Origin of the sequence: Stieleria neptunia, assembly GCF_007754155.1 — a bacterium.
In the GTDB taxonomy this organism is placed as follows: domain Bacteria; phylum Planctomycetota; class Planctomycetia; order Pirellulales; family Pirellulaceae; genus Stieleria; species Stieleria neptunia.
The window spans coordinates 2,421,723-2,436,356 of sequence record NZ_CP037423.1 but is presented as its reverse complement, the minus strand read 5'-3'; the positions used below and the strand labels follow the sequence as shown (position 1 = coordinate 2,436,356).

Genomic DNA, 14,634 nt, shown 5'->3' with positions numbered 1-14,634 from the left:
CGATTCGCCTCTGGCCAAACCTGTCGGCATGGCGATAATGTGGGGCCAAAGGAGCGGCCCTGTCGGCCGATCCGCTAGTTCGTTCTCCGTCTTGCCTGTAGACTCCCCGCCATCGGAACTCCCCATGCTACGAACCCTTACCGCATTGGCTCTCGCAGCCACCTTCCTGACCATGACCAACGAAGCATCCGCCAAATCCGCCTCTGAAGCCGAAGTCACCCACAAAGTCTATTTCGATATCGAGATCAACGGCGAGCCCGCCGGCCGGATCGTGATGGGCCTGTTCGGCGAAGACGTCCCGAAAACCGCTGAAAACTTCCGCGCCCTGTGCACCGGCGAAAAAGGTGTCGGAAAGATGGGCAAACCCTTGCATTACAAGGGCAGCAAGTTTCACCGCGTGATCACCGAGTTCATGTTGCAAGGCGGTGACTTCACGGCCGGAAACGGAACCGGTGGAGAGAGCATTTACGGTGAAAAATTCGCCGACGAGAAATTCGCCTTTGCCCACGACGAAGTCGGATTGCTGAGCATGGCCAACGCCGGCCCGAACACCAACGGCTCGCAATTCTTCATCACCACCGTCAAGACGCCTTGGTTGGATGGCAAGCACGTCATCTTCGGCCGCGTGATCGAAGGGATGGATGTCGTCAAGCGAATCGAGTCGCTCGGATCGCGAAGTGGCGCAACTCGACTGCCGATCGAAATCGCCGATAGCGGTGAATTGAAAGCCGAGTAGTCGTCGAGCGATCGATTGATGGCACGGGTTAAACACCGGAGGGCTCGCAGGCTGTCGTTTTAGTCGGGATCTGCTGAGTCAATGGTGAGCCGCTGGCCGTAAGGCCTCGGGCGGGCGTCGCAGTGCCCGGCCGCTTACGCGTCGCGGCTCACAAAATCGACAGCCCGCTCGCGCCCCGCCGCTAACAAATCGCGACTCGTTCCCAGGCCCCGCCTGGGAACAAGGCAAAGTGGGGTAAGCATCCTGCTTGCCATCCCGGCCGGCTCCGCCGGCGCGATCTGGAGGCGGAAGGCAAAGTGGGGTAAGCATCCTGCTTGCCACCCGGGCCGGCTCCGCCGGCGCGTTCTGGAGGCGGAAAGCAAAGTGGGGTAAGCATCCTGCTTGCCACCCGGGCCGGCTCCGCCGGCACGTTCTGGAGGCAGAGCCTGGGCTGCGCAAAACCGACCGGTTTTGTGTTGAAATTGCTATTTGAGAATTTGACGGAATTGGTTCTCTTATATGCAGTTTTTCCGCGTCATGGAGGTTCAGTCATGTCTCAAGCCACGATTGAGTATAAGTCACCTGTTTCCAAACTTCTTGGTTCGGCACGCCGTGGACGAGAGAAATGGAAGAACAACGCCATGCAATCCAAGCGGTTGATTAAGGAACTCAAGCAAAACCTCTGCAATGCGAGAGAGAGCCGCCAGCGATGGAGAGGCGAGGCAAGCCAACTGCGGCGGCGCGTCGCCGAGCTGCAGAGTGAATTAGAGCAGTTAAAAACGCGGAGCAGCCCCTGAAGAATCGCCCGACGCAGCCGTCGACTCAATTGCTGCCGCCGGCCCCCCAACATTCTTTTTCGTTGAGTCTCGTTGTACTCACGATTTCTTGGGTGCTCCAAGCAACCATCAGCTATCGAGCTTGTGAGAAAATTGCCCGCACGCTAGGCACCATCCATTCTGGATTGTCTCACGCCCCTACGGCAAACACGATTCAGAACTGGACGCTGCGACGGGGGCTGCATGAATTAACGCGTCCCAAAGAACAGGCCGACGATTGGATTCTCCTGGTCGACCACACGATCCAATTGGGAAACGAGAAATGTCTTTTGATCGTTGGGATTCGCCTTGAACATTGGCTCAATCTCGATCGGCCTATCCGACTGAGCGATCTCTCGGCCATCCTGATCGAGATTGTCCAGACATCCAACGGCAAGATTGTTGCCGAGCAACTGAAGAAAGCTGCTGACCGAGTCGGTCAGGTCAAGGCCATCATTTCCGACCAAGGTTCCGACTTGGTCAACGGAATCGCTGGTTTTCAACAGGAAAGCGAGTCGACGATCGCATTGACCGACATGTGTCACCGAACTGCGACGGCACTCAAACATGTCCTGCAGAAAGACCCTCAATGGGATTCGTTTCTCGGGCACTGTGGAAAGACACAACCGAAAGCCAAACAGACTGAGCTGGGATCGTTGTTGCCTCCCAAACTCAAGGTCAAGGCACGCTTCATGAATCTGCACAGTCTGATCGGGTGGGCAGAGCGGATGTTGCGTCTGCTTGACACCCCCCATGAAGAACGTCAGCAACAAGATCGACTTGGTCGCCTGGAAGAGAAATTCGCTTGGGTGCTTGACTATCGTGAATCGATCGCAGTCTGGGCACGCCTGATGCGGATGGTCGACAAGACGTTAGAGCACTCACGAACAGTCGGTTTTAACGCAGACTCGGCTGCTTCCCTGGCTGAAAAACTTTCGTGTGATGTAGGCGATTGGCAGAGCCAAGCGTTTCGCGACGAGATCGTCTCGGCGATCGAAGAGAATTCAAGCATTCTTGCCCCCGGGGAGAGGTTGCCGGCGAGCAGCGAAATCCTTGAATCCTTGATCGGTAAGGGCAAGCAGATGGGTCGACAACATTCTCGCAGCGGTTTCACCCGCAACGTCTTATCAATGGCTGCCAGCGTCGCCGACGTCAGTGCGGAAGCCATTGAAACGAGCCTCGCCTCCGTTACCCACAAAACCCTATGCAATTGGGTGAAGGACAACCTCAGACAAACCATGACGATGTTCCGCCGCAGCGTACTACCGTCATCCCCAGGAACCGATACGGCCTAAATCTGCTATCCTTCTGAGTTGCAATTTTGCGCAGCCCAGGCAGAGCCTCCAAGACAGTGTGTTCCCAGGCGGAGCCTGGGAACAAGCGAAAAAACGACAGGCTGGAAGCCTATCCCACACTCAAATTCCGTCACTTACCGTCCCCAGCGTTTGTCGTTGGGATTGCCGGCGGTCATCAGGTAGGTCAACAAGTCGCGGACCTCCTCGGCCGACAATCGATCCAACAAATTCTCCGGCATCTGAGAGACCTTGGAGGCTTCGATCAACTCCACACTGTCCGCTTCGATGTCGACCGCTTTGGCATTTTCGTCGATCGGATAGACGGTCAAGTCGCCGTTTTCTTTCTCGACCACCAAACCGATCAGCACTTGGCCGTCGTCGGTCAGCACGCGAGACGATCCATATTGGTCTGAAATGTCTTTGCTGGGGTGGACGATGGCTTCGACCAAATAACGTTCGTCGAATTTATTGGGGATGCTGGTCAAGTCCGGACCGATCGCACCTCCCAACCCCGCCAACCGATGGCAGGCGGCACACTTGGCGCTGAAGAACAGCGACCGCCCCCGCTCAAAGTTTTTCGCGCCTCGGGTGGCGGCCAGCGCCGCATCGACGGTCCACTTCTGGCCGGGGCCTTGGGGCTCGATGATCGGAAAATCCGGCTGGGGGTTGAAGTCTTCGCCGGTGATCTCCTGAAGCGCGACACGTTGCTCGGACGAACAATTGGCCAGGGCTTCGTCGCGGATCCGCGTCAGGTAGCCGGCATAGCTCGCTCCGCCGGATGCCTTGGCGGCTTGATTGAGAAACGTGAAGTAGCTGCGGCGTTGGTCGAGCGTCCAACCGCTTCTCACGTTCCGCAGCATGAACGCGTACAAGATCTCGCGCGACGGAGGCATCGAATCGATCATTTTATTGATCGCCCCGCCATAGCGACTGTTGCGGCTGGCGAGTTCGGACCACGGCGGAGGCTCCGTCGGCCGGCGGTTTTCGATCAACGCCATCGTCTTGGCAATCACCGACTCGCTGCGCAGATACGTCAGCACACGAATCAGTTCGGTGTTCACGTCATCGTCGTCGCTGGGCAACAGTGGATCGAGCTGCGCGAGCACTTGCTGGGATTCGATCTTTGTCGGTTTGCCCAGTCGATCAAAAATCAACGCGTAACCACGGAGCATGCCCAGCAATTGCGACTTGCTGAGCGAGTCGGCCTTCAGTGTCACTAAAGCAACCAGGGCACCGGCGCGATGGTATTCGCTGCCCAGACGTGCCAGCGCGACCGTCGCCGTGATCCGCGTCTGTGGATCGGACGCGAGGACCGCGCGTTCGGCCCACGTTTCCACGGGTTGACTTTCGACCGCGATTCTGGCGGCGTGACGCAGGAAACGATCTTCGCTGGAAAGCAGCGGCCAGGCGGCCTGGATCGCATCGGGTGACACGACACCATGAAACGCTTCCAACGATCGCCGCTGTTTCCGCGCCGCCTCCGCCGCGGGATCAACCTCCGTCGGTTGCGCCCGAGACTCGTCGCCGACATAGCGGGCACGATACAGCCCCGATTGCGTGCCCCGTCCACCGACGGCGAAATAGAGCGCACCGTCCCGACCGATCACGGCATCGGTCAACGGCAGCGGTGAACCGTACAAGAACGGCTCCGCCTCGCCACGGTATCCGGCCCCTTCGGGTTTCAAGTGAATTGCGTACATCGTGCCGAAAGTCCAATCGCAGGCAAACAGTGCATCGCGATAGCGCGTCGGAAAATCGGCGTCCGCCCCCGCCACCATGCCGGTCGGCGATCCCGGTCCGATTTCGACCACCGGCGGCAATGAATCTTCGTAGTAGGTCGGCCACTTTCCCGACCCGCTTCGCCAACCATAATCCGCGCCGCTGGCCGCCAAACAAATCCGCGTCGGCCGATACCACGGCAAACCGAGATCCCACTCCATGTCGGCGTCATACGCGAACAGATCGCCGTGCCGATTCAGTGCGATGTCGTACTGGTTTCGAAATCCGATCGTGCGAACGACTTGTTGCTTCGACGCGACGTCCAATTCCGTGACCCAGCCGCCGGGCGCCATGCGACCGCGGGCGTGGCCGTTGGCATCCCACATCCGCGGCAACAGGTGCCCTTCGTACCAGGTCGGCACACGGCTCCGGCTGTGACTGGCCAGCGGTGCGGCGTTGCCCCCGTCTAAATAAAGCCCCTTTCCGTCCAGCATCGGCAACACGGCATGATTGCCATGCTCGCCGCCGCCGGTGGTTCCCGGGTAGGTCTCCGCCACATCCAAGACGTCATCACCGTCGGAATCACCCAAGCGGATCAGGTTCCCGCCGTTGCGATGAAACCACAAACTTTCGAAGGCCCAGTGCAAGCCCTGCGCTCCGGAAACACCGGCCAGCGCCCCGGCGGAAACCTTTTCGACCAGCGGCGGTTCTCCCGATCGCAGCGTCACGCGATACAGCCCGGCGCCGCCTTGGTCACAGGCATACAAACGACCTTTCGGATCGGTCGCCAACGACACCCAACTGCCTTGCTCCTTCGGCACGTCGTAAACCTGTTCGACGACGAAGCCCGCCGGCGCGTAGATCTCTTGGGGGCGAAGGGTTACCCGCCCGCCGGCGTCCGCACCCTCCGACGTCGCAATCCCCCAAGGCCCCGCGCCGATCGCGGCGATGGCTTTGACGCCCGTCCAATCGGAATCGTCAAATCCAACGGCGTTCCAACCACGCGTTTGCGTTTCGGAACGTTTCCAAGTCGTGTCGGTCACGATCGAAGTGGTGTTGCCGTCGGCATCGTCAAGCGTCAACTTGGCGACCAGCGCCGCCACACCGCCTTCGTTTTGGCCGGCGATCGCGATCACGTTGCGTCCGGGCTGCAGCCGCTTGGCAACGTCCTGATCAATCGGCGATTGCCAGGCGTCGCTCTTGGCGACCTGTTTTCCGTTTAGAAAGACTGTCATGCGGTTGTCGCACGTCGTGTACAACCGGGCGTGCTTCACCGGCGCAGCGACTTGAAACGATTTCCGAAACCAGACCTTTTGATTTCCCGCCGACTTGTCCGCCCAGATCCACTGGGGCTGGGGCGATTGCTTGAGCCAGGCTTCGGCGTTCGGTTTGGCAACCGTTCCCTCAGCACCACGATCGGTCGCCGCGTCGGCGGATGGTGTCGAATCAATCGCGGCCTGCAGCACACGTTGTGCCTCGGCACCCTGGAGCGGTCGCAGCAACAGATTGCGGTACTCCGCCTTCATCGCGGGACCTTGATGAAGCTGCAGCCCCAACAGTCCGCTCCGCTGGGCATCGGGGTGGTTGTCCGTCACGTCGACGGTCGTGACGCCATTGACCTGATGGATCATGCGGTTTCCGACGGCGACGATCACCAATTCATTCCACTGTTCGGTGGCGATCCCCCGAAGTGGCGTAAAAGCCTCGGTCACATCGGACCGGCCGTCCGCCGAAATCATGACCCGCTGACCACCGGTGGCGATGATCCCACGTCCCGTTTTTTCACCGTACATCATGCCCATGTAGTCGGGTTTGGGATGCAGGTCGGCTTGGTAGCCACGCAGCGCCAATTGGCTTTCGTTTGCCATCGCACTGCGATACTGAACGCCGGAATTGTTTCCTTCGAAACGAACCAGGCAACGAAACTCAAAATCGCCGACCTCGCCGCCTTGCCAAATCAGAAACGTGTTTGTGGGGACGGGATTTTCGTTCGTCGACTGTCCGACGATCGCACCGTCACGGACCGACCAAAAGGGGTCCAATCCCTTCCACTGCGACAGATCCTTGCCGTTGAAAAGGACTTGGTATTTCGGCCCCTCGCCCTGTCCGATCGTCGCGGTCCAGGCAAGCAGTCCTAACAGTAATAATCGCAGTGGTCGCATCGAATCTCGTTTCCGCTATGAAGTCTTTTCGGCGTGTCATTGGGAGTCAATCATCTGGATCAGAACGGGCCACCCCGAGACATCAGTGCGTTTGAAAAAAGCAGTGGCTGGTGTTCGCCCAAGACGATTTGCGTCGCCATAGATCTTAACTGGTTCTTTTTGGAAGTGGTGCCTGCGAGCGGGCTGTCGGTTGAACGATGTTCCGAGACGAACGCGAAGATCCCAGCCCGACGCGTAAGCAAGGGGCGCCGCGTGGCGTCTTGCGTACGCGCGGGTGGGGCTTCAATCGACGGGCCACCAGCAGCGAGACTCCGTGGCCGCTTAGAAGTCAGATCCTGCGTGACTCCCAAAGTTGCAGGATTGCGAGGCCGCAAAACCCGCGACTTGGGGGGATGCCAGCACCGGAGGAACCGCAACCGGGCGACGGAATACGGCGGTGCCGGCGACTCCTGACCCCTGAGCAAGCGGTCCCAATCGACCGTTTTGGCTCACAATTCCCCACCACGCGAGTGTAAGCGGCGGACTCGATGCCGTTTAGACGATTAGTCAACTTTCGTGCTTTCGCCTACCCCGCCGACCGATTCCATGATCGCCCCCAGCCACTTTCATCATCCGGATGATCTCGATGCCCAGTTGATGTTCAGGATTAAGAATGGCGAGCACGAAGTGTTTGAGCGGTTGGTGCGACGCAATCGATCGACGGTCCTGCGGTTCATTCGGCATTTCCAGGCGCCCAGCCTAGTCGACCCGGAGGACCTGACCCAACAGGTTTTTCTGCGGGTGTACAAGGCGCGGCACACGTACCGAGCGACGGCCAAGTTTTCCAGTTGGCTGTACACCATCACCCGAAACGTCGTCTCCAACACCAATCGACAACTGGCCAGGCGTCGCGAGATTTCCATCCAAGGGGTGTCCGACGCCAAGTTCGAGCGTCAAACCCCGTTTGAGATCTCCGTCAACTCGGACCCGGCCAATAATCTGATCCGCAGCGAATGTAGACGTGCCGTGCATCGAGCCATGACCCGACTGGGCCGGCGTCAGCAGGAGGCCCTGCGATTGGTTCATTTTCAGGGCTACAGCTATCTGGCCGCCGCACAGGAATTGATGCTGTCGGAAATGGCCCTCAAATCTCTCGTTCAGCGTGCCCGAACCGGACTGAAAAAATCGCTGCAGCAGGAACATGGCGAAGACATCGACGATATGCTGAGAGCTTGCGCCCCCTGTCACCGAACGTCCTTCGCGCTCAAACGGTCGTGAATGGATCCGCCGAATCCTCTACCGGAATGCCCCTGGTCCGATCAGCGGTGACGTCCGATCAGCGGTGACGGACCAGACGACAGGCGGTCCACATGCGGGCAATCCGCTCAGATCCCTCTTTCTGAAAACAACACCATGAACATGATGCGTCATCTGATTTGCATTGCGATCTTCGCCGGTCTGTCCATCCCGTCCGCTTCCCAGGGCGAAGACAGCTGGCCGACCTTTCGTGGCGCCGACCGAACCGGGGTTTCCGAAGACACCGGTCTGCTGGACCAGTGGCCCAGCGACGGTCCCAAATTAATTTGGACCGCCGAAGGTGCCGGACGTGGCTATGCCAGCGTCGCGATCTCGGCGGGCAAACTGTTCACACTCGGCGATGGACTCTCCACCGCCGATGACGATGATGAATACCTGGTCTGCTTCGATCAAAAAACCGGCCGACATCTGTGGCACAGCAAGACGGGCTCGCCGTGGACCAGCGGCAAAGAATCCTGGCAAAGCTCGCGCAGCACACCCACCGTCGACGGTGATCGCGTCTATGTCGTCACCGCGTATGGCGAATTAATCTGCTTCAGCACCGCCGGGCAAGAACAATGGCGGCGTCACCTGAAAGACGATCTGGGCGGCAAGAAAGCCGATGGCTGGGGCTACAGCGAATCCGTTTTGATCGACGGAGAAAAACTGATCTGCACCCCCGGCGGTCCCCAGTGCACGATGGCGGCACTGGACAAATTGACCGGTGAAACCCTCTGGACCTGCGTCCGCGCGGAAGATCGTGGTGCCGGACACGCGTCGGTCGTCCCTTCAACGGTCGGCGACACCAAAGTGTATGTCCAAACGACCGGCAGCGGACCAATGGGCGTTCGCGCCGATGATGGAAAACTGTTGTGGTCCTACGAAATCCAACGCACCACCGCCGTGATTCCCACCCCGATCGTCAAGGGCGACCTGGTGTTCAGTTCTGCCGGCTACGGCACCGGCGGCGCCCTGCTCCGTCAAATCCCCGATGGGGACGGCGTGACCGCAGCAGAACTCTATCCGCCGAACCCCAAACTGGGCAACAAGCACGGCGGCATCGTGCTGGTCGGCGACTTCCTGTACGGCGACTCAGAAGACCAGGGAATCCCGTTCTGTGCCGAATTGATGACCGGCCGGACCGAATGGAAATCGCGTGGGTCCGGGAAGAAATCGGCGAGCGTCACCGCCGCCGACGGAAAACTCTTCATCCGCTTCAGCGACGGCACCGTCGCGCTGGTCCCGGCATCACCGGATGAGTACGAAGAACAAGGCAGTTTCAAAATCCCCGGCAGCGGCGAGCGTCCCAGCTGGGCACACCCCGTCGTCGTCGGCGGCAAACTCTATCTCCGCGAAGGCGACCAGATCTTCTGCTACGATGTCAGTAAGTAGCCGCCAACTGCGACAACAAAGCCGGTCAATCACGCGGTTCGGTTACCTGCTGGAGATGGCCACCTGAATGTTGCCGCTCCGGTCGATGGAACCGGAGCGCCCGCGGTGTTGCGTGATGCTTTCCCGCCGGGTCAACGATCGTGCAATGGGACCAATTGGACACATAGGACGTATGGGTCTCATCTGTCTTATTGGTCCTATCGATCGCGGGACCCATCAGTCCAGAGGTTGGACCAACCGCCAGCTCGAACAGAAGCCGCTTGGACGCGAAGGTACCAGCGACCGGAGCGACTTTCGATCACTTCACTTGCGCGCTCCAGTGGCCGACACCGGGGCTGAATGGGGTTCAAGATGTTTCAATTTCTCGCCTCGGCACAGGCCCGTTGCCGACTACCACTCCCAAGTCGATTGCGACCTCAAATCGCAACACTCGTCGGACTTGCCGTTGCAGGCCTGTTGACGCAAACCCTCGGCACACCCGTCGTGAACGCCGAGTCGCCGCCACGGCCCAACATCGTGTTCGTCATGACCGACGACCAAGGCTACTGGGATACCGGTGCGACCGGGAATCCGCACATCGACACGCCGAACATGAACGCGATCGCCGACCAGGGCATCCAGCTGGATCGCTATTATGCGGCGCCGGTTTGCGCCCCGACACGCGCCGGGTTGATGACCGGACGCTACTACCTGCGAACCGGTTTGTACAACACGCGTTTCGGCGGCGATTCGATAGGCCTGGGCGAAATCACCGTCGCCCAACTGCTCCAGCAAGCCGGCTATCGAACCGGTCTGTTCGGTAAATGGCACCTGGGAAAATACCCCGGTTATCAGCCTCAAGAGCGTGGCTTTGACGAATTCTTTGGACACTATCACGGGCACATCGAACGCTACCAATTTCCGAACCAGGTCTATCACAACGGACGACCGGTCGAAGCACGCGGTTACGTCAGCGATGTCTTTACCGATGCCTCCATCGACTTCATTCAACACGCCGTTGAATCGCATGACGGACCGTTCTTTTGTGCGCTGATGTTCAACGCGCCCCATTCACCGTTCTTGCTGGACACGTCGCACTATGCACAACCCGAAGGCGACAAGACGCTCAAAAAGTATCTCGATCGCGGCCTTCCCATCCGCGAAGCACGGATCTACGGATTGATCGACCGGGTGGACCAAAACATCGGACGCTTGCTGGACGTGATCGAACGGTTCGGCGCCGCGGAAAACACGCTGGTCGTATTCACCAGCGACAACGGCGGGGTCAGCAAATTTTGGAAAGGCGGGATGAACGGAAACAAGGCGGGTGTCTACGAAGGCGGAGTCCGGGCGCCCTGTTTTGTGCGCTGGCCGAACCGCATCAAGCCGGGCCAGAAAGTTCAAGCCCAGACCTCACACGTCGACTGGCTGCCGACGTTTTGTGAACTGGCCGGAGTCGACGTCCCGCAAGTCCGAACGATCGACGGCAAGAGTCTGGTTCCATTGTTGACCAGTGGAAACGACAAGACACATCATCGCTACGTCTACCACACCTGGGATCGCTACCAACCCAACGACGAAAAACGTTGGTCGATCAGCGACGACCGATGGAAATTGTTGTGCCAAGTCGGAAACACGGCGACCGCGTCAAAATCAAATTGGAAATTGTTCGATCTGCACGCCGATCCGGGTGAAAAGAAAAACGTCGCCCCACAGCACCCCGCCCACGTGGACCGGTTACGAACCGAATTCGTCCGCTGGTTCAACGACGTCACCGAGGGCCAAGCTTACACTCCGGTTCCTGTCCCGGTCGGTGACGTGCCCGTCGACATCGAACCGAGTTGGGCGACCTGGACCGGCAAACACATCGAGTACGTCTTTGACGGTTACGACTGGGACACGATCCAGGGCTGGAAAGCACCCGGTGAACAAGCGAGTTGGAAACTGGACGTCGATCGCGCCGGATCCTACCGCGTGCGACTGATCTACGGATGCCGTCCCCTGGACGCCGGCGGCACCTTGATCTTGCGAAGCGGCGATGACGTCACCCGCCACGTCGTCGTGGCCAGCGCCACCGCCGACCAATTCGAAAGCCACGCGGCCGGCGTGCTGCATCTGGAACAAGGCCGCGTTGAACTGGTCGCCGAAGTCGCCGAGTGCCCGGGCAACGAATTGATGCGTTTGAACCGGATCACGTTGGAGCCGGTGAAGTGAGCCCGTTGGCATGCACAGCATGCCCTACTCGCTACTCCCGTCCGGGCATCACTTCTCCTCGACCAACTTGCTCGGATCGATCACGACGTGCTTGACCTTTTGTCGCTTCCAGGTGTAGGTCGCGTGGACCATGCCGTCGTCGGTTTGGATGATCGCCGGGTAACTGAACTCCGCGCCCTTTTCCTGTTCCAACGTCCCGACGCGCGTCCAATGTTCCCCGTCTTCGGACATGGCCAGGTTCAACATTCCACGCCGCCCCCAACCCGTGCTTCCGCTGCCCAGGTGGTTGTAGATCAGCAAGTGACGACCGTCGGCCAACGAAACGACTTCGATGCCCGAATTGGGATTCGGCAGATCGATGCCTTTTAATGCCGACCAAGTGTTTCCGCCGTCGCTCGAGCGGGTGCTGACGATCACCCCTTCTTTGCTTCGACACAACGCTTGAAGCGTGCCGTCGGCGTGTTGCAGCAGGGTCGGCTGAATCGCGTTAAATTTGGACGCGTCGTTGATCGGTCCGATACGATCCCACGTCCCCGCGGGCTGACCACCGAGAAGATCGACTTTCTCGAAATGCACTCGCCAGCCGTCGTATTCGGTCGATGACCCACACAGCAGACGCCCGTCATCGGTCAAAATCGGCTTGCACCGCACCGGGCCGTCGATGCCCTCCGGCAATCGGACCCGGTCGCGGAAGGTACGCCCGCGGTCATAGCTGACCATCATCTCGCCCCACCAGCTCTGCGGGTCGGGGCCGACTTTGAAAAACAATAGCGTCGGGGCATCACCGGGCGGTTGAAACAGCACCGGGTTCCAACATGGATGACGCAAACCATCATGCTGAACACCCGTCGCGACTTGCGAGGGCGACGACCAGCGGCTTCCGTCGTGATAGCTGGTCCAGATCCCGACGTCCTTGTGCTTCTCTTTCGTTCCACCGAACCAGGCCGCAACCAATCCTCGACTGGTCTGACAGATCGTCGATGCGTGGCATTGTTTGGTCGGCAGTTTGTTGTAGATAAACTCTTCGCTCACCAACCCGGGCATGCGTGGCACCTCGGCCTCGTCAACGATATCGGCGGCGGTTTGCTCGTCAGAATAGTGGATGCAGTCGTCATGGGCGATGTAATAGATCCGTCCGTTTTCCGCACCGACCATCAAGTCGGGCTTGCCGTCGCGGTCGAGATCGCATGCCGATGGACTGGAGGTGTGCCCGGCGACGTTGCGACGGGCCAGATTGCCGATCCGCTTCAAGACGATCTTGCCGTCGACGGTTTTACAGTTGCGGTACCAGATTGCGTTCTCGGAATTGACCAACACATCCAACCGTTTGTCGCCGTCCCAATCGACCACGTCAAGTTTATAGCGACCCGATCCGCCGCATGATCTCTGGTTCAATTGAATCGGTTGCAACCGTTCATCGACAAACACGCGTTGTGCTTCGCCGGCATCGGATCGCAGCGTCAAATAGCCTTCTTGGTCCAGCATCACCAAGTCCAGTTTCTCGTCGGCATCAAAATCGACAACCAACGGTGTGGTCCGCCACTGGGTCAGCGCCGATTGACTCTTGGTTTGCCACCAGTACCACGCCGGCGGTGCCTCCGAGGGCGTTCCCGCGGTCTCCGCTTCGACCATCACGCCACCGTCGTTTCGCAGCCACTGGACGCGGGACAAGATGGAGTTGTAGACGATGTCGGGATCTCCATCGTCGTCCACGTCGGCCACCGAAAGCGTCGTGTATCCCCATTTTGCTTCACAGGGTCCCTGGATCGAACCACTGGGGCCGGCCATCACACGAAACGGCGCGCTGGTCCGCCCATCGGCCGACTGCACTTCCACCAACGAGGGTGCCGACCACTTCGGCGATCCGTTGCTGCCGGCGCCCAAGTTTTCGAAATAGGCGATGTTTCCCGCGGTATTCCCACACAAAATGTCTTCGTCACCATCGCCGTCCCAATCATAGGCATAGGGCGTGGCGAGCGCACCGAATTTCAGCGTGTCGGCCTCCTGTCGGAAGTAGCGAGGCGCGAGGAAGACCGGTCGACGCTCTCGCAGCGTTCCCGTGTTCTCGACCAACGCGACGCGACCGTCTTCGTCACCGACGATCAAGTCGATGTCGCCATCGCCGTCCCAGTCCATGGCCGTGGGGGTGATCATCTGCAGATGCATCACCAACGGATCGCCCAGATTGTCGTCCAGCTTGACGCCGGCGGCGTAGATCGGACCGGTTCGAGATCCGATGTTTTCAAAGTACGTGAACCCGTCCAAGAACTCGCCGCACAACAGATCCAAGTCCCCGTCGCCGTCAAAGTCGGCGAAGTTTGGCGACGGCCAACCGTAGACATCGATGTCGCCACCGGCCGCGGTCAGTCGCTGGGGAGTCGAAGAATAGCTCGGTTGTTCATCCGAACCTTCGTTGAGGATGATGTAGACGTTCCCGTGTAGCGGACCGTTTCTCCATCGCCCCGCTGCGTCGTAGGCGTGGTCCCAGCCGTAATCGGTCCAGTCTCCGGTGCCGACGGCTAAGTCTTGATCGCCATCGCCATCAAAATCGACGTAACGCCACATGTTGCCGCGCACCCGATTGGCATGCACGTTGGACTTGGGATAGATCTTTTCGGGCTTTTCAAAGTTGAACGATCCGGTCGATGCGTCGCGTGGGAATTCGCTGCCCGGTTGCAAAATCCGCGGCTGCCCATCGACGTAACTGACCTGCAGATTGTGCCCGGCTTTGCCGAGCCGAACGCCGGGTTTGAAGACCGGCATTTTGATCGTCGGATCTTGCGTCGGATTCTCAAAGTAATAAACGCCGCCGGACGGTTTGTCCGGACAGGCGACCAACAAGTCGATGTCGCCGTCGCCGTCATAATCCATCGGCATCGGCCAGGCCCAGAGTCCGACTCCGAGATCGACTTCCAATCCGGGGTGGTTGTACTTTAGCGGTTGAAGCTTCCAATCCGGGTCGGCAGCGTGTAGCGAACCGGTGACGAGGGCAAGTCCGAGAAGCAGTAAAGGAGGGGTGTGGCGATTCATGGTTTTGTCGTGGGGAGAGTGGCAGAACGATGGAAGGC

8 protein-coding genes are annotated in these 14,634 nt (G+C 59.3%); 6 read left to right on the top strand and 2 right to left on the bottom strand.

Translation table 11 applies throughout. The features are described from left to right. Positions 1-124: 124 nt before the first annotated feature. The 3 genes from Enr13x_RS08495 to Enr13x_RS08485 all read left to right on the top strand — a co-directional run bounded on the left by Enr13x_RS08495 (position 125) and on the right by Enr13x_RS08485 (position 2,825). The gene (locus Enr13x_RS08495; RefSeq protein ID WP_145385613.1) at positions 125-736 is read left to right on the top strand and encodes a peptidylprolyl isomerase; all 612 of its coding nucleotides are present in this window, start codon (positions 125-127) and stop codon (positions 734-736) included. A gap of 530 nt (positions 737-1,266) precedes the next feature. Next, the gene (locus Enr13x_RS08490) at positions 1,267-1,512 is read left to right on the top strand and encodes a hypothetical protein (protein WP_145384425.1); all 246 of its coding nucleotides are present in this window, start codon (positions 1,267-1,269) and stop codon (positions 1,510-1,512) included. 92 nt (positions 1,513-1,604) lie between these two features. After that, positions 1,605-2,825: a hypothetical protein gene (locus Enr13x_RS08485; protein WP_145384426.1), complete on the top strand. Its 1,221-nt coding sequence runs from the start codon at positions 1,605-1,607 to the stop codon at positions 2,823-2,825. 134 nt (positions 2,826-2,959) lie between these two features. Here Enr13x_RS08485 and Enr13x_RS08480 read toward each other — a convergent pair whose 3' ends face one another. Next, positions 2,960-6,706, bottom strand: a complete 3,747-nt coding sequence (locus Enr13x_RS08480; protein WP_145385612.1) for a family 16 glycoside hydrolase — start codon at positions 6,704-6,706, stop codon at positions 2,960-2,962. 585 nt (positions 6,707-7,291) lie between these two features. On the opposite strand from Enr13x_RS08480, the gene Enr13x_RS08475 reads away from it, so the two are divergent. The 3 genes from Enr13x_RS08475 to Enr13x_RS08465 all read left to right on the top strand — a co-directional run bounded on the left by Enr13x_RS08475 (position 7,292) and on the right by Enr13x_RS08465 (position 11,566). Continuing rightward, entirely contained in the window at positions 7,292-7,963 is a 672-nt protein-coding gene (locus Enr13x_RS08475; protein WP_145385611.1) for an RNA polymerase sigma factor, read from the top strand. A gap of 135 nt (positions 7,964-8,098) precedes the next feature. Then, positions 8,099-9,373, top strand: coding sequence for a PQQ-binding-like beta-propeller repeat protein (locus tag Enr13x_RS08470; protein WP_145385610.1), 1,275 nt, complete (start codon positions 8,099-8,101; stop codon positions 9,371-9,373). Positions 9,374-9,781: 408 nt separating this feature from the next. Beyond that, the gene (locus Enr13x_RS08465) at positions 9,782-11,566 is read left to right on the top strand and encodes an arylsulfatase (protein WP_197455877.1); all 1,785 of its coding nucleotides are present in this window, start codon (positions 9,782-9,784) and stop codon (positions 11,564-11,566) included. Between the two features lie 48 nt (positions 11,567-11,614). Here the strand turns inward: Enr13x_RS08465 and Enr13x_RS08460 are convergent, their stop codons facing one another. Further along, on the bottom strand, positions 11,615-14,596 hold the full coding sequence (locus Enr13x_RS08460) for an exo-alpha-sialidase (protein ID WP_145385608.1): 2,982 nt from the start codon (positions 14,594-14,596) through the stop codon (positions 11,615-11,617). Positions 14,597-14,634 lie beyond the last annotated feature (38 nt).